Annotated in this window: 26 protein-coding genes; 1 reads left to right on the top strand and 25 read right to left on the bottom strand. The window is 59.4% G+C overall.

Annotated elements, in window-relative coordinates:
• Nucleotides 1–5: 5 nt before the first annotated feature.
• The 21 genes from Q4T40_07180 to yunB all read right to left on the bottom strand — a co-directional run bounded on the left by Q4T40_07180 (nucleotide 6) and on the right by yunB (nucleotide 18,756).
• Nucleotides 6–593 carry a 5-formyltetrahydrofolate cyclo-ligase gene (locus tag Q4T40_07180; GenBank protein MDT8901014.1) on the bottom strand — a complete coding sequence of 196 codons (588 nt, stop codon included), beginning with the start codon at nucleotides 591–593 and terminating at the stop codon, nucleotides 6–8.
• Nucleotides 594–595: 2 nt separating this feature from the next.
• A complete protein-coding gene (gene yajC, locus Q4T40_07175) occupies nucleotides 596–874 on the bottom strand; it encodes a preprotein translocase subunit YajC (GenBank protein ID MDT8901013.1) in 279 nt (92 codons plus the stop codon).
• Nucleotides 875–932: 58 nt separating this feature from the next.
• Nucleotides 933–2,045, bottom strand: coding sequence for a tRNA guanosine(34) transglycosylase Tgt (gene tgt / locus Q4T40_07170; GenBank protein MDT8901012.1), 1,113 nt, complete (start codon nucleotides 2,043–2,045; stop codon nucleotides 933–935).
• Nucleotides 2,046–2,077: 32 nt separating this feature from the next.
• Nucleotides 2,078–3,097: a tRNA preQ1(34) S-adenosylmethionine ribosyltransferase-isomerase QueA gene (queA, locus tag Q4T40_07165; protein ID MDT8901011.1), complete on the bottom strand. Its 1,020-nt coding sequence runs from the start codon at nucleotides 3,095–3,097 to the stop codon at nucleotides 2,078–2,080.
• Between the two features lie 11 nt (nucleotides 3,098–3,108).
• Nucleotides 3,109–4,431, bottom strand: a complete 1,323-nt coding sequence (locus Q4T40_07160) for a SpoIID/LytB domain-containing protein (GenBank protein MDT8901010.1) — start codon at nucleotides 4,429–4,431, stop codon at nucleotides 3,109–3,111.
• Nucleotides 4,432–4,446: 15 nt separating this feature from the next.
• Nucleotides 4,447–4,674, bottom strand: a complete 228-nt coding sequence (locus Q4T40_07155; protein MDT8901009.1) for a DUF2905 domain-containing protein — start codon at nucleotides 4,672–4,674, stop codon at nucleotides 4,447–4,449.
• On the bottom strand, nucleotides 4,638–5,219 hold the full coding sequence (locus tag Q4T40_07150) for an epoxyqueuosine reductase QueH (protein MDT8901008.1): 582 nt from the start codon (nucleotides 5,217–5,219) through the stop codon (nucleotides 4,638–4,640). The genes Q4T40_07155 and Q4T40_07150 overlap by 37 nt, the downstream gene beginning before the upstream one ends.
• A 5-nt stretch (nucleotides 5,220–5,224) precedes the next feature.
• Nucleotides 5,225–6,253, bottom strand: a complete 1,029-nt coding sequence (gene ruvB, locus Q4T40_07145; protein ID MDT8901007.1) for a Holliday junction branch migration DNA helicase RuvB — start codon at nucleotides 6,251–6,253, stop codon at nucleotides 5,225–5,227.
• Nucleotides 6,254–6,259: 6 nt separating this feature from the next.
• Nucleotides 6,260–6,862, bottom strand: coding sequence for a Holliday junction branch migration protein RuvA (ruvA, locus tag Q4T40_07140; GenBank protein MDT8901006.1), 603 nt, complete (start codon nucleotides 6,860–6,862; stop codon nucleotides 6,260–6,262).
• The gene (gene ruvC / locus Q4T40_07135; GenBank protein MDT8901005.1) at nucleotides 6,859–7,356 is read right to left on the bottom strand and encodes a crossover junction endodeoxyribonuclease RuvC; all 498 of its coding nucleotides are present in this window, start codon (nucleotides 7,354–7,356) and stop codon (nucleotides 6,859–6,861) included. Before ruvC ends, ruvA begins: the two co-directional genes overlap by 4 nt.
• 125 nt (nucleotides 7,357–7,481) lie before the next feature.
• Nucleotides 7,482–8,552, bottom strand: a complete 1,071-nt coding sequence (gene buk / locus Q4T40_07130; GenBank protein ID MDT8901004.1) for a butyrate kinase — start codon at nucleotides 8,550–8,552, stop codon at nucleotides 7,482–7,484.
• Between the two features lie 47 nt (nucleotides 8,553–8,599).
• Nucleotides 8,600–9,175, bottom strand: coding sequence for a phosphate propanoyltransferase (locus Q4T40_07125; protein MDT8901003.1), 576 nt, complete (start codon nucleotides 9,173–9,175; stop codon nucleotides 8,600–8,602).
• Between the two features lie 208 nt (nucleotides 9,176–9,383).
• On the bottom strand, nucleotides 9,384–9,959 hold the full coding sequence (locus Q4T40_07120) for a BofC C-terminal domain-containing protein (protein ID MDT8901002.1): 576 nt from the start codon (nucleotides 9,957–9,959) through the stop codon (nucleotides 9,384–9,386).
• A 143-nt stretch (nucleotides 9,960–10,102) separates the two neighbouring features.
• Complete coding sequence (locus tag Q4T40_07115) at nucleotides 10,103–10,846, bottom strand: YebC/PmpR family DNA-binding transcriptional regulator (protein ID MDT8901001.1); 744 nt, start codon at nucleotides 10,844–10,846, stop codon at nucleotides 10,103–10,105.
• Nucleotides 10,847–10,930: 84 nt separating this feature from the next.
• Complete coding sequence (locus Q4T40_07110) at nucleotides 10,931–12,427, bottom strand: 4Fe-4S dicluster domain-containing protein (protein ID MDT8901000.1); 1,497 nt, start codon at nucleotides 12,425–12,427, stop codon at nucleotides 10,931–10,933.
• A 14-nt stretch (nucleotides 12,428–12,441) separates the two neighbouring features.
• Nucleotides 12,442–12,678: an NAD(P)H-dependent oxidoreductase subunit E gene (locus Q4T40_07105; GenBank protein ID MDT8900999.1), complete on the bottom strand. Its 237-nt coding sequence runs from the start codon at nucleotides 12,676–12,678 to the stop codon at nucleotides 12,442–12,444.
• Between the two features lie 14 nt (nucleotides 12,679–12,692).
• The gene (locus Q4T40_07100; GenBank protein ID MDT8900998.1) at nucleotides 12,693–13,844 is read right to left on the bottom strand and encodes a SpoIIE family protein phosphatase; all 1,152 of its coding nucleotides are present in this window, start codon (nucleotides 13,842–13,844) and stop codon (nucleotides 12,693–12,695) included.
• The gene (locus Q4T40_07095) at nucleotides 13,844–15,529 is read right to left on the bottom strand and encodes a [Fe-Fe] hydrogenase large subunit C-terminal domain-containing protein (GenBank protein MDT8900997.1); all 1,686 of its coding nucleotides are present in this window, start codon (nucleotides 15,527–15,529) and stop codon (nucleotides 13,844–13,846) included. Before Q4T40_07095 ends, Q4T40_07100 begins: the two co-directional genes overlap by 1 nt.
• Nucleotides 15,526–15,777 carry a (2Fe-2S) ferredoxin domain-containing protein gene (locus Q4T40_07090; GenBank protein ID MDT8900996.1) on the bottom strand — a complete coding sequence of 84 codons (252 nt, stop codon included), beginning with the start codon at nucleotides 15,775–15,777 and terminating at the stop codon, nucleotides 15,526–15,528. Before Q4T40_07090 ends, Q4T40_07095 begins: the two co-directional genes overlap by 4 nt.
• Nucleotides 15,778–15,912: 135 nt before the next feature.
• On the bottom strand, nucleotides 15,913–17,907 hold the full coding sequence (locus tag Q4T40_07085; GenBank protein ID MDT8900995.1) for a methyl-accepting chemotaxis protein: 1,995 nt from the start codon (nucleotides 17,905–17,907) through the stop codon (nucleotides 15,913–15,915).
• A 180-nt stretch (nucleotides 17,908–18,087) separates the two neighbouring features.
• A complete protein-coding gene (gene yunB / locus Q4T40_07080) occupies nucleotides 18,088–18,756 on the bottom strand; it encodes a sporulation protein YunB (protein ID MDT8900994.1) in 669 nt (222 codons plus the stop codon).
• 143 nt (nucleotides 18,757–18,899) lie between these two features.
• Here yunB and Q4T40_07075 point away from each other — a divergent pair, with 143 nt between their 5' ends.
• Nucleotides 18,900–19,268, top strand: a complete 369-nt coding sequence (locus tag Q4T40_07075) for a small, acid-soluble spore protein, alpha/beta type (protein ID MDT8900993.1) — start codon at nucleotides 18,900–18,902, stop codon at nucleotides 19,266–19,268.
• A gap of 72 nt (nucleotides 19,269–19,340) precedes the next feature.
• On the opposite strand, the gene Q4T40_07070 is transcribed toward Q4T40_07075, so the two are convergent.
• The 4 genes from Q4T40_07070 to tyrS form a co-directional block, all read right to left on the bottom strand.
• Nucleotides 19,341–20,102, bottom strand: coding sequence for a 5-oxoprolinase subunit PxpA (locus tag Q4T40_07070; protein ID MDT8900992.1), 762 nt, complete (start codon nucleotides 20,100–20,102; stop codon nucleotides 19,341–19,343).
• Nucleotides 20,103–20,105: 3 nt separating this feature from the next.
• Entirely contained in the window at nucleotides 20,106–21,134 is a 1,029-nt protein-coding gene (locus tag Q4T40_07065) for a biotin-dependent carboxyltransferase family protein (protein MDT8900991.1), read from the bottom strand.
• The gene (gene pxpB / locus Q4T40_07060) at nucleotides 21,131–21,880 is read right to left on the bottom strand and encodes a 5-oxoprolinase subunit PxpB (protein ID MDT8900990.1); all 750 of its coding nucleotides are present in this window, start codon (nucleotides 21,878–21,880) and stop codon (nucleotides 21,131–21,133) included. Before pxpB ends, Q4T40_07065 begins: the two co-directional genes overlap by 4 nt.
• Before the next feature lie 102 nt (nucleotides 21,881–21,982).
• On the bottom strand, nucleotides 21,983–23,203 hold the full coding sequence (gene tyrS, locus Q4T40_07055) for a tyrosine--tRNA ligase (protein MDT8900989.1): 1,221 nt from the start codon (nucleotides 23,201–23,203) through the stop codon (nucleotides 21,983–21,985).
• Nucleotides 23,204–23,350 lie beyond the last annotated feature (147 nt).

The raw sequence follows: 23,350 nt of genomic DNA, 5'->3' as shown, positions 1-23,350 counted from the left end.
CGGTGCTAGCCGCCCGACAAGGGCCAAAAGCCGTTTTCCGTCAAGAGATAATCCATCCGTACGTCGTGCTCGTCGGCGGGAACCTCCGCCACTAACTGGGCCGACCAGGCGAGCCCCATGCGACGGGCCTGAGAGGCCCGCGGCAGGAAACGGTCGTAATAGCCCGCCCCCATGCCTAAGCGGCGGCCGGTAGCATCGAACGCCACCCCGGGAACGACGATAAGCTCGATGGCGGCCGGGTCGATGAGCCGGGTTTTCGCCGGATCGGGAGCCTTGAGCCCGAGGCGGCCGGTCACGAGGTTGTCCCAACCGTCAAGGGCCGCAGCCTCCATGAAGCCGTAAACCTCGCCCATCTGCGGGACCGCCACTTTTTTGCCCGCCCGCCAGGCGTCTTCAATGAGCGCGACCGTCTGCGGCTCGTCGGCCATCGCGAGAAAAAACATGACTACTTCGGCTGACCGATATTCGGGCCACGCACAAAAATAGGCAGCGATGGCCTCGCTCCCCTTTTCAATCTCCTCAGCAGAAAGGCTGCGCCGTATGGCGAGCATTTCCCGGCGCAGCCGCTGTTTGGCTTCCTTCCTGGAGGACATGGCTATTCAGCCTTGTTCTTTACCGATGCCACCGCGGCGCGGTTGAAATCAAGCTCGACTTTTTCCGCAACTCTGATGGTGACGGTATCGTCGCTGAAACCGGTGATGGTGCCGTGAATACCTCCGATGGTGACGACGCGGTCGCCCTTCTTCATGCTGCCGAGCATGTCGGAGCGTTTTTTCTGTTCCTTCTTCTGCGGCCTGTAGAACAGGAAGTAGAAGATAACGATCATGATTATAAAAGGCGCCCATTGCAAAATTTCCGGCGAAAGAAACTCCATGCCAACTCACCTCCCGTTTTGTCCTCCCGTTATATTCTGCACCTTTCCCTTAAATCCTCTAAGGGGTCGGGTATTTAGACCAAAACTCTTCCCGGAAGGAAAGGAAGCTGTCGTCGATTATCGCCTTGCGCATATCGCGCATGAACTGGATAAGAAAATGCAAGTTGTGGGTGGTGGTAAGCCTCAAGCCGAATATCTCCTCGGCTTTGAGAAGATGGCGGATATAGGCGCGCGAGAAGTTGCTGCAGGTATAACAACCGCAGTCCGGGTCGATCGGCCGGAAGTCGCGGGCGTACTCGGCGTTTTTCAGCACCAGGCGGCCGCGGCTGGTCATGACGGTCCCGTTGCGGGCCACGCGGGTGGGAAAAACACAGTCGAACATATCGACGCCGCGCATGACGCCCTCCACCAGGCAATCGGGCGTGCCCACCCCCATCAGATAGCGCGGTTTGTCGGCCGGCAACAACGGAACGGTCTCCTCCAGCATCTCGTACATCAGCGGTTTGGGCTCGCCGACGCTCAGCCCGCCGATTCCGTAGCCGGGAAATCCCATGCTGACGAGATCGCGGGCGCTCATCGCCCTCAGATCCCTGTGCATCCCGCCCTGGACGATACCGAACAGCGCCTGATCCTTACGGTTGTGGGTCTTCAGGCAGCGCTCCGCCCAACGGGTGGTCCTGTCCGTGGACGCCTTCGCGTAGGCGTGGTCGGCCGGGTAGGGCATGCACTCGTCAAAGGCCATGATTATATCCGCGCCAAGGGCCATCTGAACCTCGGTCGCTTTCTCGGGCGACAGGAATTGCTTCGAGCCGTCGATATGGGACCGGAAGGCCACACCCTCCTCGCTGATCTTGCGCAGCGGACCGAGGCTGAAAACCTGGAAACCGCCGCTGTCGGTAAGGATGCCGCGGTCCCATTGCATGAAGGTGTGGAGGCCGCCGGCCTCGGCGACCAGATCGTGGCCTGGCCGCAAAAACAAATGGTAGGTGTTGCTGAGGATTATGCCGGCGCCCATGACGGCCAGTTCGTGGGGCGACATGGCTTTGACGGTGGCCTGGGTGCCGACCGGCATGAAAATCGGGGTATCGAATACGCCGTGGGGGGTGTAAAGGCGTCCGGCCCGCGCGCCCGTAGCCGGGCATCTTTTTATCAATTCGAAAGTTACTGCCATCGGGGAACCTCTCCCTATATTAATCAAATTAATCAAATGATGAGCATAGCGTCGCCGAAACTGAAAAACCGATATCGCTCAGCCACCGCTTCGCGGTAGGCGGCCAGGACGTTCTCCCGTCCGGCGAGGGCGCTGACGAGCATCAGCAGGGTCGATTTCGGCAGGTGAAAGTTAGTGAGCAGCGCATCGACCATTTTGAAGCGATAGCCTGGATAGATGAAAATATCGGTCCAGCCGCCGCCGGCTTCGATCCGCCCGTCCCTGGCGACCGTTTCCAGCGTCCTGACCGCGGTCGTGCCGACGGCTATGATCCGGCCGCCGCGTTCTTTGGCGCGGTTGACAGTGTCGGCCGCCGCCGGCGGGATGGAGTAGTATTCGCGGTGCATCTTATGGTCGAGGATATTCTCCGTGCTTACCGGCCTGAAGGTGCCGAGGCCGACGTGGAGGGTGATAAAGGCCATATTGATAGATTTTTCTGCCAGAGATGACAGTAATTTGTCAGTGAAATGCAAGCCCGCCGTGGGGGCGGCCGCCGAGCCGCGCTCCCGCGAATATACTGTCTGGTAGCGCTCCTTGTCCTTGAGCTGCTCGTGTATATACGGCGGCAGCGGCGTCTCCCCCAGCCTGTCGAGCACCTCTTCGAAGATGCCGCTAAAACTAAAGCGGACGACACGTCCGCCAAAGTCGGTAACAGCAAGTATTTCACCGCTCAGGTCGTCGCCGAAGCTTACCACCGTCCCGGGCCGGAGCTTTCGGCCCGGCCTGACGAGGGTTTCCCACCGGTCGTCAGCCAACCGGTTGAGGAGAAATACCTCCACTTTACCGCCGGTATCGGCCTTGGTGCCGACGAGGCGGGCGGGAATTACCCGCGTGTCGTTGAATACCAGCGTGTCGCCGGGAATCAGGTATGCAGGCAAATCGTAGAAACGGCGGTGCGATACGGAGCCGTTTTCCCTGCCCAGCACCAGGAGACGCGATTGGTCCCTGATTTCGGCGGGATGCTGGGCAATCAATTCTTCTGGCAGGTGGTAGTCAAAATCGGATAGCTGCATCAAGGGGCTCCTCAGTAGAGTTTGCTTATCTCTACGCCTGTGTAGTAGTGTTTCAATATCGTGCGGAAATATGCGGTGTCGCCAGCAGGGGCCTTTTCGGCCATGGCTCTGGCTCCCCACTGGGACAACCCGATGCCGTGACCCCACCCGAAGCCTGTGAAGACAATGGTCTCGTTGGCCCGGCCGCTCACGCGCCGGATATCGGGGTTGTCCGATTTGTCGGGCAGGGGCTTTACGCTGATCGGCACGGTTTTCGTGTCCCGGTCGCCGTAGCTGTCGGTTATCTCGAATTCAACCGCCTTTTTGGCCGGCAGGGTTACTTTGATGTCGAACAGGGTGCTGTTGAGGCCGAGGACTGTGCGCAGCTTGGTGCCGCTTACGACCGTGCTGCCGGAGCTGCCGACCAGCCGGATATCTTTGACCCGTCCGGAAACGCCCCGGTCTCGGCTGCTTACCGGCGGCTTGGTCAGCGGCGACAATTCGATGGCCTGTAGGCTGCCTACCATGATGCCGGCGCTTTCGAGGGCAGTCTCAACCTCTTTCAGGCTCATTTGTTTCTCCCAGCGATAGTGAGGCGATCCCTGATCATAGTCGGCGACGCCGCGCAGGGCCGGATGGAAGCCACCCCAGACGTTTTCGCTGTTTTCGGTGAAGCCGCCCCCGCTGCCATGGAAGTAGGCTGGAACGGGTTCTCCTTTGTAGGTAACGACAAGGCCGCGGGTGTCGTCGACCGCCTTGGTGGCACGGGCGTCCTCGGCGGTTTTGCCGCCGTAGACCTGGCAGTGGGTGGTGGCGCAGACGTCATAGCCGTCGTCCTTGTGTTTGCCGAGACTATTGAGAGCGTAGGTGCGAGCGGCAACCGCCTGGGCTTTGACCGCCTCCGCCGGCCAGGCGGGGGATATCTCGCGGGCGATGATGCCGTAGACATATTCCTCCAGCGACAGGGTATTGACCACGGTCAGGCCGTTCTTGCCGGCGGTGCGTCGGATGCTGACCGTCCCCCTGTACTCGCGCCTGTTTACTTCGATGCCGGCGACGGATTTCGCCGGCAAAAATGCGGTCAGCGCGCGCGCTGCGACCGGCCGTCCGTTGACGGCGATCCCCGAAGCCCCGAAGGTTATCATGACTTTCTCCTTGGCCCGGTAACTGCCCAGGAGTTCCTTGCTGTCGGTGTCGGCCAGGGAGAAGCCGTCGGCGGCGGAAAGGATGATGCTTGTCTGGTTGGCCCATAAGCCGACCCTGACGGTCGGCGGAGAGGCTTGTCCGGCCTTGGCGGGGGCTGCGGGCAGCATGGCGAGCAGCAGCAGCCCCAGGATAAGGATTGCTTTGCGCATATACACTCCTTTAGCCTAACGGCGGGTGAACAGATTAATGACGATGGTCAGGACGATGCTCAGAAGGATTGACGTTACGATCGGAAAATAGAAGCTGAAGTTTTCCCGTTCGACGTGGATGTCGCCCGGCAGCCTTCCCAGCCAGGGTATTTTGCCGCCGAAGTGAAGCACGGCCCCGGCGATGAGGAGGACGGCGCCAAAGATCATCAGGGTTTTTCCGAGGGAGTCGAATCCTGCGGGCATTGGCGCTCCTCCTTCCGCGGTTTGCAGTAGCGGTCCCGTTCGCTGAAGATGCAGCCGCAATATGGTTGGCGGTAAAGTTCCAGTTCCTTGCTTATCCGCACTCCTTCCGGCCAGCCGGGCCGGAAGTCTATGTAGCAAAATGGCACGTTTTCCTCGGCCGCGACGGCTTCGCCGACTTCCCTGATAGTCTCGTGGCGCTGGTAGGGACTTACGAGCAGGGTGGTGGTGAAGCAGTCGAAGCCGTTTTCTTTCGCGTAGCGGGCGGCCTGCCTGAGGCGCAGCTCATAGCAGGCGCGGCAGCGGTCGCCGCCGGCGGCCAGCGCTCCGGCAAGGTAGTCTTCGAGGGTGTAAGCGGCGTCCACCGCGAGGTCAAGGCCGACCTTGGCGGCAAATTCCTTGCTGGTGTCGAGACGGCGGACAAACTCCTTATAAGGGTGAATATTGGGATTGTAGAAGTAGCCGACGATTTCGTGTCCCGCCTCGCGCAGGTGGCGGACAGGGAAAGCGGCGCAGGGGCCGCAGCAGAGGTGGAGCAGCATTTTCATCTTTTTCACCAGAGTTTCGCTTGTTTTTCGCCGTTATCGCCCTTGTAGGCGATGCCGACATGGTCGTAAGCCGCGGGGGTGACAACCCGTCCGCGGGGGGTGCGGCTCAGAAGGCCGAGCTGCATAAGGAAGGGCTCGTACACGTCCTCAATGGTGGCGGTTTCTTCGCTGATGGCGGCGGCGAGCGTCTCCACGCCCACCGGTCCGCCGCCGAACATGGCGATGATGGTGGTGAGCAGCCGCCGGTCGGTCTTATCGAGACCGCGGCTGTCGACCTCGAGCATGGCCAGGGCCTGGTCGGCGACCTCCTGGGTGATGACGCCGTCGGCCGCTACCTGGGCAAAATCTCGCACCCTTTTGAGGAGACGGTTGGCCACCCGGGGGGTGCCGCGGGAGCGACGGGCGATCTCCTGGGAGCCTCGGTCATCAACGGCAATGTTCAGTATTTCCGCGGCCCGTTTTATAATGCATTCGAGGTGCTGCTGCTCGTAGTATTCCAGACGGCAGACGACGCCGAACCGGTCGCGGAGCGGCGCGCCGAGCGCCCCGGCCCTGGTGGTGGCGCCGACGAGGGTGAACCGGGGCAGGTCGAGGCGGATGGAGCGGGCGCTGGGGCCTTTGCCGATGATTATGTCAAGGGCGTAGTCTTCCATCGCGGTGTAGAGAATTTCCTCGACGCCGCGCGGCAGCCGGTGTATCTCGTCGATGAAGAGGACGTCCCGGTCGGCGAGGTTGGTAAGCAGGGCGGCAAGGTCGCCGGGGCGCTCGACGGCCGGCCCGGAGGTGACCCTGAAGCCGGCGCCGAGTTCGTTGGCGATGATGCCGGCGAGGGTGGTTTTTCCGAGGCCCGGCGGCCCGTAGAGCAGAACGTGGTCGAGCGCCTCGCCGCGGGAAGCCGCGGCCTGAATGAATACGGCGAGATTCTGTTTGACCTGGTCCTGACCGATGTATTCGTTAAGCCTCTTGGGGCGCAGGCTGAACTGCCAGGTGTCGGCGTCCTGTGCGCCGCCGGCGACGATTCTGTCTTCTTCCATACGGGGCTACCTCCTGGCGAACTCTTTGAGGGCTAGCTTTATCATTTCTTCGGCGCTTTGGCCGTCGCTTTCTATTCTCTGGAGGACGGAGCCGACCTCGCTCTGGCTGTAGCCCAAAGCGACCAGCGCCTGAGCCGCTTCCTGGCGGGCGTCCTGAGGAATTTCCGCCGCCAGGCCGGCTTTGCCGGCTACGGGGGAGAAACCTTCCGGCAGGCCGAGCTTGTCTTTGAGCTCAAGGATTAGGCGCTCGGCCGTTTTCTTGCCGATGCCGGGGATGCGGGTGAGCAGGGCGGCGTTTTTCTGGCTGACGGCAGCGCGGAATTCGGCTGGACTGATGGCGGACAGCACGCCTAAAGCGACCTTGGGACCCACGCCGGTTATCGTGATGAGGTGCTGGAAAAGTTCGTATTCGTCGGTTGTGATAAACCCATACAACAGCATAGCGTCTTCGCGAACGTTGAGGTGGGTGAAAAGGGTGACGGCTGAGCCTGCGGCGAGTTGCTGCCTGGTGGAGGCGGGGATGAATACGCGGTAGCCGACCCCTTGGACGTCAAGGAAGCAGTGTTCGTTATACAGATGGGTGACGGTGCCTTTCAGATAACCGATCATCGCTTGTTGTCCCTCATTTTGCTCAAGGTGCTGGTGTGAGCGGTGCAGATAGCCACCGCCAGGGCGTCGGCCACGTCGTCGGGATGGGGCTTGGCCGGCAGGCAAAGGAGTTTTTGGGTCATGTAGATTACTTGTTCCTTGGTGGCTTTGCCGTAGCCGACGACGGCTTGCTTGACCTGCAGGGGAGTACACTCGGCGACGGCGACGCCGTTGAGCGCGGCCGCGAGCAGGATGACGCCGCGCGCTTGGCCGACGGTCATTGCCGTGGTGACGTTCTTGTTGAAGAAGAGCTGTTCGACGCCGACGACGTCAGGACGGTGCTCCTTGATGAGCGCATCGATGGCGTTAAATACGGCGGCGAGACGGGTGGCGGTGTCAAGGGTGGGGCTGGTCTGGGCGGCTCCGTAAGCGATAGCCTTGATGCGGCTGCCTTCCTGCCTGACCACTCCCCAGCCGCAGATGGCGGTTCCTGGGTCGATGCCGATAACGAGCATATCTCGCCCTCCTTCGTCAAACGGATATTCGACAGGCGGAAACCTTATTCCTCCATGCGAACCGGCGGCGACAACGACGAAAAGCCCACCCCCGTGCGACGACAGGGATGGGCGGAGCTGGTTTTTCACCGGTATTCTCTTGGTTGCTCTTCGCCGCTTAGCACGCGCAGGGCTCCTTCGGCCAGCGCCTGAAGCTCGTTCTCGCCCGGCAGGACGGTGACCGGAGCGATGAAGGCGACATACTCCCTGATTTTGGCGGTAAGATAATCCGAGTAGGCGATGCCGCCGGTCAGGATGATATGGTCGACTTTTCCGCATACCGGTACGGCCGCGGCGGCGATGTAGCGGGCTACCTGGTATATCATCGCGTTGTAGACGGTTTCGGCCTCTTTGTCCCCGGATTTGATGCGCTTTTCGACCTCCCGGGCGTCGTTGGTGCCCAGGCAGGCGACCAAGCCGCCTTTGCCGGCCAGGAGTTTCGATACTTCGCCTTTTCCGAGCTTGCTCGCCAGCACGAATTCGACGAACTGACCCGCCTGGACCGTGCCCGCCCTTTCAGGGGTAAAAGGCCCTTCGCCGTCGAGGGCGTTGTTGACCTCGACCACCCGCCCCTGGCGGTGACAGCCTACCGATATGCCGCCGCCGAGGTGGGCGACGACAAGGTTGAGGTCCTCGTACTTCCGGCCGATGCTTTGGGCGAACCGTTTGGCGGTGGCCTTCTGGTTGAGGGCGTGGAAGACGCTCTTTTTGATAATCTCCGGCCGGCCGGTGATCCGGGCGATGTCGTCGAGTTCGTCGACAACGACCGGATCGACGATATAGGCCGGGATGGACGCCTCGGCGGCCAGCTGGTCGGCGAGTATCGCGCCGAGGTTGGAGGCGTGCGCGCCGTAACGGGCGTTTTTAAGGTCGTCGAGCATCGCCTGGTTGACGGTGTAAGTGCCGCTCAGCATAGGCTTGAGCAAGCCGCCGCGGCCGACGACGGCGGCGAAGTCTCTCAGGCTAAGTCCGTTATGTTTGAGGATTTCTCGTATCTTAGCCAAACGATAAGGCGCCTGGGCCATGATGTCGGCGAAAACGGCCAGCTCTTCGGCGCTGTGGCTGAGGTTTTCGGTGAGGATTTCACGGCAATCAGCGTATACGGCGATTTTTGTCGAGGTCGAACCGGGGTTTATCGCCAATATTTTCTCGGTCATAGCTTGCTACACTCCTCGAAAAGTTCTGTTGGGCTAACGGCGGGAAACTACAGTATTTCCACGCGGTCGCCGTTATTCAGCATGGCGGCGTTGGCTTCATCGGTGTCGAGATGCATTTCCAGCAGCCAGCCTTCCAGCACTCTGACCAACACGTTCTCAAAGATAAGCGGGCGGGTCGCGTTGAGGCATTTGACCCTTACATAGGCGCGGTCTTTTACGCCGAAAGCGGCGGCGTCCGCCGGGTCCATGTGGATATGCCGCCAGGCGGCGATGACCCCCTTCGGCAAGGTAACCGACCCGCGGGGACCAACCAGGGTAATGGGCGGGGAACCGTCAAGGTCGCCGGAATCGCGTACTGGTACCGATATGCCCAGCTTGAGGGCGTCACTGCGTGAAATCTCCACCTGGGACGTCTTACGTTCCGGACCCAGGATGCGGACCTTTTTGAGGGTTCCTTTGGCAGTTACCAGGTCTACGGTCTCTTCAGCCGCGTAGTAGCCGATCTGGTATAAATCCTTATAGGGCGTAAGCTTGTGCCCGACCCCGAAAAGCACATCCAGATGTTCTTGGCATACATGGACGTGCCGGGCCGAGATCCCGACAGGGACAAGTTTTCCCGGCATCAATAAACACTCCTCGATAACTTTGTTTCCATCTGCCGAACGCCGTTCTTGTTTGCAGAACAAATTATAATTTCTATAAAATTTGTCAGTTTTCCTGCCGCCATGAAGATGTATTATGAATACAATGTCGTCAGTCCGCCGTTGGTTGGCAGCAGAAAATAAAAAAAGAGCGCAGGCTCGCGACCTGCGCTAGGTTCCAAATGTTAGTTTATTGGGCATGCATCCCTTCGAGGGTGCGCAGTAGTTCTTCCCGGGATTTGACGACCATTCCGCGCTTGAGTTCCTCGATGTCGTCGGCGGATAGATTTCTAACAGGGATTTTGGTGACTTCGCGGATGATGGCCCGGGGTCCCGGTCGTCCGGAATAGACGGCGACATACCCGTCCTTGACGCCGATGAACATGTTGTTGGCGTGTTCGCGGCAATAGCTGTCGACTTTTAGCGACAGCACGACTTCTTTGGTATCGAATTTCTCCATTGTCCAGCCGGCGTATACTTTCTGAATCTGGGCGGCGGTGAGACCGATAAGGTTGTCGGCCGGCTTGGTATGGAACGTCTCTTCGTCGCCGCATTTGAGGTAGGTTATCTTTTGTGTGAAATCGGTATTGGCGGCGACTTTGATCTTCGTGTCCTGTTTGGCCACTTCGGTGTCCCGCACGCGGTCTTCCTTGCCAGGCCCGGGCAGAAGGCCGCTGGTGTAAGCTGCGGCGAATGCGGCCCCGACGGCTAAGATACCCGCGACCAGCAGGATGCGACGCAATACTTTGGGCGGTAAGGGCGACATGAAAAACCCTCCCTGGAACGTGATGCCTACATTATTGCCAGAAGAGGGAATAATTATACATATTTTGACGAAATCGCCCTGCCGGCGACGGTGTATGCGGATTCGATAAAAAACCTCCCGCCTGCAAAGGGGGAGGTTGGTTGTTATTCTTCACCCATCATGTCATCGGGAATGTCGAAGTTGGCGTACACTTCCTGGACATCGTCGTGTTCTTCGAGGGCGTCCATGAGTTTGAGCATTTTAACGGCGTCATCGCCGGCAAGTTCGACGGTGGTCTGGGGAACCATGGTGATCTGGGCGGAGGCGGTTTGTACCTTGGCGGCCTCCAACGCGGTACGGACTTGTTCCCAATCGTCCGGGGCGGTGGTTATTTCATACTGTTCGTCGTCGCTCTTGATGTCATCGGCGCCAGCCTCTAGGGCGATGAGCATCAGGTCTTCCTCGTTTACGCCGGCTTTGTCGACAAGAAAGAGTCCCTTCTTGTCGAACATCCATGAGACGCACCCGGCCTCGCCGAGGTTGCCGCCGTGTTTGGCGAACAGGTGGCGGATGTCGGCGGCGGTGCGGTTGCGATTGTCGGTCATTATTTCGAGGAGTACGGCAACACCGCCGGGGCCGTAGCCCTCGTATACTATCTCCTCGTAATTGCCGCCGTCAAGGTTGCCGATGCCCTTTTGAATGGCCCGCTGAATGTTATCCTTGGGTACGTTGTTTTCCTTGGCTTTTTGAAGGGCGAGCTTCAGCCTCATGTTTCCGGCCGGGTCGGCGCCTCCCGCCCGGGCGGCGACGGTTATCTCGCGGCTGATTTTGGTGGTTATCTTACCGCGGATGGCGTCCATTTTGCCTTTACGGTGTTTTATATTAGCCCATTTGGAGTGTCCTGACATACCGTTCCCCTCTCACTTAGTTAAGTCAGGCTATATTTTAGCATAAGAGGGCCGCTTTGAGAAGAGCGGCGGGCCAATCTTGTTTCAGCCGGCGCTATTTTTGCGGCGGTGAAGATCGTTTTCCGCCTTTGCGGCTGGGTTGTCAGGGGCGGCGGCGACCTGGGCGGCGGCGGCATAGAGTTCTAAGAGCTTGGCGGTGAGGCGCGGGTCGGCCATGGTGCCGGGTCCGCCGACGCAGCCGCCCGTGCAGGCCATGGCTTCGAGGAAGTTGGCATCAAGGGAGCCCCGTTGCATTTTAGAGAGCATGTCGAGGCAGTCGGCAAGCCCTTCGGCCCGCTGGGGTTTAAGTTCGGCGCCCGGCGCCAGCTTTGCGACGGTGTCGCAAACAGCCTGGGTGACGCCGCCCGCCCGGGCGAAGCCGATACCGTCGCGCGAGGCTACGCTGATGTGCGCGCCGGCTTCGATTTCGGCGACGTTGAGGCCTGCGCCGACGAACATGGCGGCCAGTTCTTCGAAGGTGAGGACAAAGTCGATGAGGTCGGGGTAACGCCGGGCTTCCGCTTTCTTGGCGACACACGGGCCGATGAATACTACCGTTGCCGACGGATCTTCCTCTTTTACCGTTTTAGCCGCCGCGACCATGGGCGAAACGGTTGTCGAGACCCGTTCGCCGGCGTCAGGCAGGTGCTTTTCCACCATGGCGACGAAGGCGGGGCAGCAGGAGGTTGTCAGGTAGGGTTGTTCGGCGGGAACGGCGCGAGCAAATTCACCCGCTTCGGCAAGCGCGACCGCATCGGCGCCCAGGGCCACTTCCCGCACGCTGTGGAAGCCGAGCCGGCCGATGGCGCCGACGATCTGCTCGGGCCTGACCTTCGGGCCGAACTGGCCGATGAAGGCCGGGGCAAGAAGGGCGTATACGCTATGACCGGCTTTGATCCGCTGGATGAGTTGGACGATATCCGAGCGTTCGCTGATGGCGCCGAAGGGGCAGGCGACTTTGCAGGCGCCGCACTGCACGCATTTGTCGTAATCAATTACCGCCCGCCGGTCGCTGCCGGCGACGATGGCTTTCAGGTCGCAGGCCCGTTCGCAGGGCCGACTGATTTCGATGATGGCGCCGTAGGCGCAGGAACGCTTGCACATGCCGCATTCGATGCAGGCGGTTTTGTCGATATAGGCGCGGTTTTGAACCACCATGATGGCTTTTTTCGGGCAACTGGCGATGCAGTTGTGGGCCAGGCAATTGCGACAGGCGTCAGTGACTAGGAATTTGTCGATGGGGCAGCGGTCGCACGCTTCGGGCAACAGATTGACCGCCGGCAGGTCGGCGCGTTCGCCGGCCAGCGCCCGCCCGGCCGCCTCTGTCAGCGGTGTGCCGATCGGCTGGCTGAGGGCCATGTTGATACGGTCTTTGAGTACGGCTCGTTCTTTATGGACGCAGCAGCGGTAGCGGGGGCCGTCCTCGGAAACTACGGTGCTCAGAATATCGGCTATATTTTCCACCAAATCCCCTTCCAGTGCCATACGGCTTACTTCGGCCAGCACTTTCCGGCGGATTTTGGTTACTTCGCTGACTTGCATTTGTTCCTCCTGTTTTAGGCCAAGTTATCTTCGATTACTGTCAGGATTCGTTCGGGGGTGATTTCGGACAGAATGATTCCGTTGACTCTTGCGTTGGGGCCTTTGCGGCAGGTCTTTAGGCAGGTGACGCCGCGCAGGTCGATCTTGCTCCTTTTATCGGGCGGCAAATTCTCGATGGCGTCGATTATATCCTGGGCGCCCATGAGATGACACGAGGTTCCCAGGCAAACTTCAATGCGCAGGGTCGACACGTTCTCCTCCTTGTTTACACCCATTCCACCGTAACGCGTTTGCCGAGGTCTTCCAGGGCGTTGCGCAGGTTGGCGAGAACTTGGGCTTTGATGTTTATCTGGGCGGGGAAATTGGGGTTTTGATGGGCCGGGTTGACCGCGGTCCCCGCCAATATGTCGATCCGGTCGGCCTCGTACAGCAGGCGGGCCAGCAGGGTGGCGCCGTCACGGCGGGTAGAGGCGCGCAGTTTGCGGATGTCGTGGAGGCGGCCGATGGCGGCGGTGAGGGTGAGCACTCCTTCGGTAACCAGATCGAGGTTGCCGATTTTGGCGATGGGGGGAATCTCGGGGTCCTGGTAGTCGAGATCGACGGTCACGGGGAGCCCGAGAACACGGCTTACGATGTTGGCGGTGGTGCCGCCGGCGATGACTTTTTTTCCCTCGCCGCCCATAAGCCTTTTTACGACTTGTTCATCCATATCGCGGTTGGCGGGCGGCCCGGTGAAGAGGGTCAGGTTGCGGGGACGGCGCAGCTTGATTACGACGACGGTTGAGTCGTCGCCCGGCTGTCCGAGATAATAGCCGTTGCAGCAGCCGAGAATGTGTTCGGCGATTTGTTCGGCGTCGTCAGACGGTGAACAGTGCGCAGCCAGTTCGGCGGAGATCCCCGGCCAGTCCCAGCCAAGCTTGAGGAGGCCGCCGATGCCGGCGTGGATTACGCCGTCACTGACAGCGACGATGATGTCGCCTTCGCCGAGGAGCAGCCTGCCTTCACGAATGGCTTTGCCGCCGATGTTTCTGGCTTCGGTGGGAAAGGGCACGACTTGTCCGCCCCTGAAGAGGAAGGTGGTCGGGCTGTCGAATTCGACTACTGTCGCCATGCAGTCCGGCAGAAGTTTGATAATCTGGAGGGTTGAGTAGGCGATTTTTCTCTCCCGGCAGACGGGCAACGTTTCGGTTATGGTGGGAACTACTTCGGTGATGGGGACATTCCTTTTGAGCAGCGAGGAGGCGATTTTCGTGGTGAGGGTGGCGAGGATGTTGGCCTTGACGCCGCTGCCCAGTCCGTCGGAGATGACGACGGTGGTGGCTGCTTCGGTGCGGGCAACTTCCACTTTGTCGCCGCAGAGTTCCTCGCCGGCTTTGGAAATCTGGGCGACGGCGATTTCCGGGTATAGCCGGTTCATCAGTTTTTGCCCTTCGCTTTCAGCAGGCTTACGAGTTCAAGCAGGGCAGCCTTGGTTTCGGCCGTGGTTTCGCCCAGTAGCCCGGCGATTTCCTGGGCCACGTGCATTTGCTTGTTGATAATTTCCGTGGCTTTTTCGACTGTTTGCAGTTTCATCTGTTCGAGTTCGCGGGCGTTCTTTTCCTGGGCGGTGATATCGGTGAGGACTACTATGACCAGGTCGTGCTCCGGCACGGGGATGATCGTCTCGTTGACGATCGTGCCGCCGGCGATGTTCACCCGCCGGTCGGTTAGTTTTTCCCCTCTGACGATCGCCGCGCTGATTTCGCGGCAATCGAGCACTTCGCCCAGTTTGCCGCCCTTGATGAGTTCCTGTTGGCGGTTGAGCATCTTTTCCGCCGCCGGGTTGAATTCCTGAACGATCATTTTACTGTCGATGACAATGATGGCGTTGAGGGAATGCTGGACGATGAAGTTGGCCAGCGATTCGGCCTTCGACCGCATATAGGGAACACAGGTATCGATTTCGGTGAGTCCCTGGCATACGGCGATGGCTTTGTCGCGGCAGGAGTTGAAGCCGCACGCCCCGCAGTTCTTTTCGTCCTCTTTGCTGTATTTGCCGGTTTGTCGCAGGACTTCACGAATGCGGCTTTCAGGGGGCATGTATTCCCGGACGGGCGCCAGGGTGTGGCGGCGGGAAAAGTCGAGACCGGGGGGGCTTTTATGGTGGCGGGCGGAACCTGCGACGGCGAATTCGGCCACCTTGAGCCTTTTGGCGGGCACGGAGTCGGCGCAGCCGCTGGCCGGCCCGTTGATGCAGCCGCCGGAACAGGCGAGCGCCTCGATAAAGCGGGGGGCTATCTCGCCTTTGCGCAGGGCGGCCAGGACTTCCAGACAGTTTTCGAGGCCGTCGATGGCGATGATGTCGGTAGCGGTGGATTCGCTGCGGACAAAGGATTTCAGGATGCCGCCGGCGATGGGATAGTAACGCACCGGCCCGGGCGCCGCTACCGACGTTGCCGGGGGGACGAGGTCGCATTTATTCTCTTCGGCCAGCCATTCGCGGAGCTGGCGGAAGGTGATGGCGGCGTCGACCAGGCTCTCGGGGTCCCGGCTCTCGGCCAGTTTGGCGATGCAGGGGCCGGCAAAGACTACGTAGGCGTCGTCGCCGAGGCGCTGTTTGAGCATTTTGGCGTGGACGAGCATCGGCGAATCGACCGGCGCCAGGTTGCCGATGAGGTCGGGGTAGTATTTGGTCACGACGTTGACGACGACCGGGCAGCAGGCGGAAATGATCGGTTTATCCGCGGTCGTGAGCAAGTTGCTGTAAAACCGCGAAACTTCTTCGGCGCCTACCGCCGTTTCTTCGACAAGGCTGATGCCGAGACCGCCCAGCTTTGCCGTCAGTTGCGGCAGGGTGTATTCAGGAAAGGCGGCGACAAAGGACGGCGCAAGGCTTATGACGACAAAGCGGCCGGCCAGGATCGCGTCTTTGACGGCCGCCACATGGCTGGCAACCTGCTTGGCGCCCTGCGGGCATTCTACGACACAGCGCCCGCACTGCACGCACTTTTCGTCGATGAGGCGGGCCTGTCCGTCGACGATACCGACAGCTTTAACGGGACACGAACGCATGCAGCGGTGGCAATCGCGGCAATTGGCTTTTTGCGTTGTGATCGTTTTCATTGCTTTCCCTCTTTTAGCACTTTTTCCTGGAAAATGGCGAAAACATTCTCCTGTGAGACATGTGTGATGATTTCACCGTCGATTTTTATGACCACGCCCTCGGTACAGCGCCCCTGGCAAAAATTGCCCTCAAGATCTATTTCGGCGGATAGTCGGTATTTTTCAAGGAGCGCACTGAATGCGCCCAGGACACCGTGGGCTCCCCGCAAGTGGCAGGCGCTGCCGATACATATCGCGATTTTGGTCATGGCGTCTCCTAGCAATTGTGAAATATTTCACTTTGTTTTTCTACTATTTATTCTACTCCAAAAGCACGGTGGTGACAATGTTTTTTCGCAACAAATAGAGCCGGAAGGACTTTCCGGCTCTCGCAGTCTGCTGTCTTAGATTCGGAATCTGGTGACTAGCGCTTGCAGCTCACCCGCTAGGGTGGCAAGGGAATTGGCGGCCCCGGCTATTTCCTCCATAGAGGCGGTTATTTCTTCGGTGGCCGCGGCGGTCGTCTCGGCGTTGGCACTGGACTGGCGAGCGATGACGGCTACCTGTTCGGTTCCCTGTACCATGGCCTGCATGCCTTCGGCCTGCTCTTTGGCGGCGGTGCTGATCGCTTCGATCATGTCGACGCTACCGGTCACTTTGCCAAGGATGTTCTGGAGGGCTTCGCCGGCGGTCTGCACTACCCCTACCCCTTCGTTGACCTTGGCGTTGCCGCTGTTCATGGCTCCGATGGCCTGATCGGTCTGGACCTGTATTTCACGCACTATCAGGGCGATTTGCTGAGCCGCTTCCTGGGACTGTTCCGCGAGTTTGCGGACTTCCTCGGCGACGACGGCGAAGCCGCGTCCCTGCTCGCCGGCCCGCGCCGCTTCGATGGCGGCGTTGAGGGCGAGAAGGTTGGTCTGGCCGGCAATTTCACTGATGACGTCGAGAATCTGGCCGATTTGCTGGCTCTTTTCGCCGAGGCCGGTTACTACTTCGCCGGTGGCGGTGGTAACTTCTTTTATTTCGATCATTTTGTCGACTGCAGTCTGTGCCGCTCCGCCGCCCGTTGTGGCCGCGCTGGCCATTTCTCCCGACAGTTCCGAGGCTGTGCGGGCTTTTTCCGCCACGGCCCGGGAGGCTCCCGTAAGTTGGTCGGCAGTGTGCAAGGTTTTCTCAATTTCTTCGGTCTGGTTGTGGGCTCCCTGTGCGAAGTCGGTTACAGAGGCAGCTATCTGGTTGATTGCGCGCTCAGCTTGCACCGAGGTGGCGGAAAGCTCCTGGGCCGAGGCGGCCACCTGATCGGCGGTGTTCATTACTCCGCGAATCAGGTTTTGAAGGTTGTCGACCATGGTATTGAAGGCTTGGGCAAGTTGCCCGAGTTCGTCGCGGGCCGTGACGTTGACTTTTACGGTCAGGTCGCCGGCGGCGAGGCGGTCAGTCGCGGCGACCATTTCTCTTATCGGCCTGGTCAGGAAACCGGCGGCGAATAGTCCGGCAAGCGCAGCCAACAGGATGCCGCCGAGGGTAAAGGCTATTCCGGTGTTGCGAATTTTGACGACGCCAGCCATGGCTTCATCCAGAGGCTGTTGGGCGATCACGCCCCATTTGGCCTTCGGCACGAAGCTATAGCCGGCCAGTTTTTTTGCGCCTTCATATTCGTAGGTCGAAACCCCTGCCTGTCCGGAGAGAGCGGCTTTGACAGGCTCCAGGGCGCTGAGATCGGCCATTTCTTTGACGAGCTTCTGGTTCGGGTGGGCGACAATGATGCCTTTATGGTCGACGATGAAGGCATAACCGGTGGCGCCGATCGTGGTTTGCATGATGTAGTTGCTGAGGTGGTCGAGGTCGACGACGCCAAGCAGGACGCCCAGGGTAGTCTTCTTGCCGCTGTCGAAAATGGGAACGGCGAGAATGACGGAGGCCTTGCCTGTGCCTTTGGCGATGAGCACATCGGAGACTACGGCGGCGACTCCACCCTTCATCAGTTCTTTGAAGTAGGCCCGGTCGGAAATGTTGCCCAGCTTTCCTACGGTACGCACCGTCTGGACGCCGCTGGGAAGGGCGACGATAAGCCCCGTCATGTCTTGGTACTGATCGGCGATCTTGCGCATGGCCGGCAGTTGTCGGGCGATGTCCATCGAGATGATCTCAGGGCTGTTGGCGGCTATGGCAAGCACTTTTATTTTAGCTTCGAGCATCGCGTCGATTTCCTTCGACAGCGTGGTTGCCACCAACTGGTTGTGGTTATAGACGCCGTGAACCAGAGCCTGGTTGCTGAAGTAGGAGGATACCATGGCTGAGAGCACTAACGGGATGGCGGCAATCAGTACGAAAAGCAGCATCAGCTTCTTTTTCATGTCCATGCCCCCGTCGGTTTGTTTTCCCATAATGGCCATATGACCACTCCTCAAAATAAAATCGCAAAATCGATGCCTGGGGCGCGTCGTATTCCCAGGCAAATATACATTTAACATAATATTCTTGAAATAGCTCGTTTTTCCTGCAAATTTCGCCCTTTTTTTTAAAAAAAAGGTAAAAACGCCCACCGGATGGCGGGCGTTGGCATTCTCGCGTCTTCAGGGGCTGCCGTTGGCTTCACTCGGAAGCGGGAAGGGAAACTGGACGTAGGTGCTGGGCACTTCGCCGACTACTACGTATTCGGCGATCGGAACCTGGGTGTTGACGCTTACGGTGGAACTGACCAGCGGCACGACGATGCGAACATGGGTGGTGGCGAACAGGTAAACCATGTGGCGGGTCTGGTTGATCCCGGCCTGCTCGAATTTGTCGACGACTTTTACCTGGACGGTGCCGATAGGGATGATGGTCACGACGATGGGCGGTCCCCAGCTTGCGAGCAGTTGACTGCCCAGCACCTGACCCACCGGAATGTACACCTTCTCATCGGTTATCTGCTTGAGTGCCTCCTGTACCTTGATGGTCGTATCTGCGGCCAGTCGGTTGAACTCCATTGTGTTGGGCTGGATGAAGACAACCCGGCCGCGGCTGTCAAGCTTTATGTTAACTAAAGTCTGCGGGTCGATGTGTTGGCTGACTTTTTCGTTGACAACATTGTTTATCGTTTGGGTGGCGACCTGGATGGCCTTGGCCTCGGCAATAGCCATGAGGGTTGGCTTGAGGTGGGTTTCGACGGTCCAGAATAATGAGACGACAAGCATAAGCAAGGTGGTGATCGCCACCGCCACGCCCGGCAGCCGTCGTCGTTCCCGCACGGAGAACCGCATCGTTCTCCCCTCCCGGAATAATGTCGCTTACTATATATACTCGGCTGACAAGCCTTGTGTGTCTGTGACGCCAAAAATATGGCAGTTTTTCTTGTCCTGAGACGGAAATACTATTATCGATAAGCGACAGAGGAGGTGCTTTTGTGACCGGCAGGGACGAGATTCTGGAGCCGAAAGCCAAACAGGAACTGGATAAGCTCAAAATGGAGGTGGCCAACGAAACGCTTGGCCGTAATATGGACACGGAGATTTCCGCCGGCAATTACGAGGCTGCGCTCGACAAAAAAAAGTGGGAAGCGGCCGAGGCTCTCGGTCTTAAAGACAAGATCGATGCTGAGGGCTGGGAGAATATGACGACCGGCGAGGTCGGCAAGATTGGCGGCAAGGTGGGCGGCCGTATCGGCGGCCAGATGGTGAAGGAGCTTATTGCCATGGCCGAGTCGCAGATGGCGCCGGTGGCTGACGAAGCCACTGATAAAGAAGCGGTGGACGCCAGCTCCAGGGGCCGCTGACCGGGCCGGGCAACATAGGCCGCAGTTTGCGGCCCAAACAAAAAAAGCCGAGGCGGCTTTTTTTGTTTGGGCTTATTGGCCGAAGGCTTTGACCGTTACTCCGGCATGATCAAGCTTCTCCCGGATTCTCTTTATCATCGCCACGGCGCCGGGGGTGTCGCCGTGAACGCAGATGGTCTGAGCGTTGATAGGGACTTTCGCGCCGTCGATGGCAGTCACCGAGCCGGTTTTAACCATCGACAGGACCCTCTCGGCCACTGCGTCTACGTCATGGATGACCGCGCCCTCCTGTTTCCTCGACACGAGGTTGCCCTGGGCGGTGTAAGCCCGGTCGGCGAAAGCTTCTTCGACATATTTGACGCCGGCGTTTTTGGCGCCGGTAACCATGGACGAGTTTGCGAGGCAAAGCATGTAAAGGTCGGGGTCGACGGCCTTGATGGCTTCGGCTATGGCCGTCGCTACGGACAGGTCTTTTTCGGCGACGTTGTACAAGGCGCCGTGCACTTTGACATGCTGCATTTTGACGCCTTCGGCAAGGCAAAACGCCCATAACGCCCCGATCTGATAAGTGACGTCGGCTTTGATTTCTTCCAGCGAAGCGGCCATTACCCGGCGTCCGAAGCCCACCAGGTCGGGAAAGGAGGGGTGGGCGCCGACGGCGACGCCGTATTTCTTGGCAAGTTTTACGGTTTTCATCATATTGACCGGGTCCGAGGCGTGAAATCCGCAGGCCACGTTGATGGAGGTGACGTGAGGCATGGCATCCTGGTCGAATCCCAGGGTGTAAACGCCGTAGCTTTCCCCCATGTCGCAGTTGAGGTCAATTCTTGTCATGTGTTATACCTCCCGTACTTCTATGTCATAGCTTTGACCGTTGACGGTCATGGTGAAGCGGCGGACGGGTCCCTGCTCCCTGCTCAGCGCGGAGGCGCGCCAGGCGCTTGCCGCCTCGTATAATTCCCGTTCCTTCCTGAGGACAGCGACCGCTTCCTCGTCCGAGCATCGCTTAAGGCGGACGGTGTCTCCGGGTTTGGCCTGGGCAAGCAGCGCCAGATCAGGGCCGATAACGGTGCCTATTTTCGTGTAACCGCCGGTTGTCTGCCGGTCGGCCATCATGATTATGGGCATACCGTGCCCCGGCACCTGGATCGCGCCCTGAGGCAAGGCGTCGGAAACAATGTCGGCCTTATCAGCATGCTCTATCTTCAGGCCTTCCAGGCGGCAACCCATGCGATCGGCTTCGTCGGTGATGGTGTAGGGGGAAGAGAACAAGGTCTCGATCCCCGCCATGGTGAAATGGTCCTGTTGGGGGCCAGGTAGTACGCGCAGGGTTATTTCGCCTGAGACGGCAGCGGGTTTATACTCGCCAGGCAAGTGTAAGGGCCGGGAGTCGCTCGGGCCGCTATTGCCGATGGCGAGCTTGTCGCCGACCTTGAGTTTCCGGCCTTCCAAGCCGCCGATCGCAGCCCTGGTATAGGTGGACCTGCTGCCCAGCACGACCGGAACGTCGATACCGCCGCGTACAGCCAGGTAGGTACGGCAACCGCGGACTGCATAGCCACAGGAAAGGGTGCTGCCTGCGGTCACCGGGAAGGCCGACCATGTGGCCGCCGCTTTACCGTCGAGCGCCGGCTGCATGTCGGCGCCGCAGATCGCGATGTAGGCGTCGGTTTCGAACCTTATCGTGTCGCCGGTGACGGTCATTTCGAGGCACGCCGTTCCCGGAGGATTGCCGGCGAGAATGTTGGCCAGGTTATAGGCATAGCGGTCCATTGCGCCGGCGACCGGTACGCCGTAAGCCTGAAAGCCCCAGCGACCGGCATCTTGCACGGTGGTGAACAAGCCGGCGGAAACAATGGTGATCATCGGGCGTCACCACCTTTATCAGTAGCGCTCCGTACAACCGGCTCGTAGACGCCGGACGCGACTTGCTCGGCAATGGCGGCGTAGTCGGCGGCGGAGACGGCTTTGAACTGGAGGTAGTCGCCTGCGGCAAAAAGGAATGGGTCCGCGGCTCCCGGAGCGAATAATTTTACGGGAGTGCGGCCGATAATCCGCCAGCCGCCGGGGCTTGCGACGGGATAGATACCCGTCTGCGTTCCGGCAATACCCACCGAGCCGCCGGGGATGGCCGTGCGTGGCTGCTCAAGGCGCGGGGCGGCGATGCGTTCCGACATCCCTCCCAAATACGGAAATCCGGGAGTAAAGCCGAGCATGTAGACGAGGTAAGGCACGGAAGTGTGGATAGCGACGACTTCTTCGGGCGAAAGGCCCGTGTGGCTGGCGACGAACGCCAGGTCGGGGCCGTGTTCGCCGCCGTAGGCGACGGGAATCTCGACCACCCTGGCGGTCACGGTCTGCGCTTCGCCGCCTGTGTCCTCAAGCAACAGGCGGACACTTTCGGCAAGCTGCCGGCGGGAGATCGCCAGCGGGTCGAAATAGATGAGCAGCGATCGGTAGGTTGGCACCACTTCCAGGATGCCGGGTATGCGAGCGGCGGCGATGAGCGTCGCCGCGTTGTGGACGCGGCGGTTGATGCCGGGATCGATGCGGGCGCCGAATTCGACCACCAGGCCTTGCTCACCGGCGTCCAAGAAGCGTATTTCGTCCATGAAAACACCCCTGTTGGCATGTATGCTGATTAATTATTTTTCCCCGTTACCGACGGCAATTCCTGCCCCGGCGGAGCAAAAGAAAACGGACCTTGCGGTCCGTCATTGTATGATTATCCTGTGATAGGTCTTCTTGCCCTTACGCAGCAGCAGGCTATTGTCCTTGAAGGCGGCAAGGTCGAGGATCATGTTGGGGTCTTCGACTTTCTCCTCGCCGATATACAGTCCGCCGCCGGCAATCAGCCGCCGCCCTTCGCCCAACGATGCGGCGAGGCCGGTGACGGGCAGGATTTCGATCAGCCGCTTGTTGCTTATGTCGGCTGGAGACAGGACGGTTGTAGGCACGTTGTCCAGCGACCCGCCGCCGGCAAAGAGCGCTTCGGCCGCCTGCCTGGCTTTGTCGGCCTCGTCCTGGCCGTGGATTAATTTGGTAACCTCATATGCAAGGGTTTTTTTGGCGATGTTGATTTCGCTGTCCCTTAGCGCCCCCAGGCGGCGCACTTCGTCCATGGGGAGGAAGGTTAACAGGGCCAGGCATTTGCCAACGTCGGCGTCGTCGATGTTGCGCCAATACTGATAGAAGTCGTACGGCGGAGTTTTCTCAGGGTCGAGCCAGAGGGCCCCTTTTTCGGTTTTGCCCATTTTCCGGCCGTCGCTGGTAGTTAAGAGGGTAAAGGTAAGGCCATAGGCAGGTTTCCCTTCCTTGCGGCGGATGAGGTCGGCGCCGGCGAGGATGTTGGACCACTGGTCGTCGCCGCCCATCTGCATAACGCAGCCGGTCTGGCGGTTTAGTTCGAGGAAGTCGTACGCCTGCATCAGCATGTAGTTGAATTCGAGGAAGGTCAGGCCCTTTTCCAGGCGGTTGCGGTAGCATTCGGCGGTGAGCATGCGGTTGACCGAGAAATGGACGCCGATGTCGCGCAGAAACTTGACATAGTTGAGCTTAAGCAGCCAGTCGGCATTGTTGATCATGAGAGCCCGGTCGTTGGAAAAATCGAGGAAGCGCTGCATTTGTTTCTTGAACAGTTCGCCATTGGCATCGATTTCTTCCCTGGTCATCATTTTGCGCATGTCGGTTTTGCCGCTGGGATCGCCGACCATGGTGGTACCGCCGCCGATTAGGCAAATGGGGCGATGTCCGGCCCTTTGCATATGCGCCATCACCATCATGCCGAGAAAATGGCCGACATGCAGGCTGTCGGCGGTCGGATCGAAGCCGATGTAAAAGGTGATCTTTTCCTTGGCAAGCAGTTCACGAACTTCTTCTTCGTGGGTGACTTGCTGGATAAAGCCGCGTTCGCTGAGCACTTCGTAAACTGACATCTGGTTGTCATCCCTCCGTCGGATTAACTGGAACATGCGCCAAGGCAGTGATTGTCAAGCTTTTCGTGCGCTGTCGCGCAGGATTTCCCCGGCTTCGCGTGTAATTAAAATAAATTGGATTAAACGTCATTTTGCCTTATTTTGGGA

This window comes from Selenomonadales bacterium 4137-cl (genome assembly GCA_032334055.1).
GTDB classification, from domain to species: Bacteria; Bacillota; Negativicutes; order Sporomusales; family UBA7701; genus Anaeroselena; species Anaeroselena agilis.
This window is presented reverse-complemented; position numbering and strand designations above follow the sequence as displayed.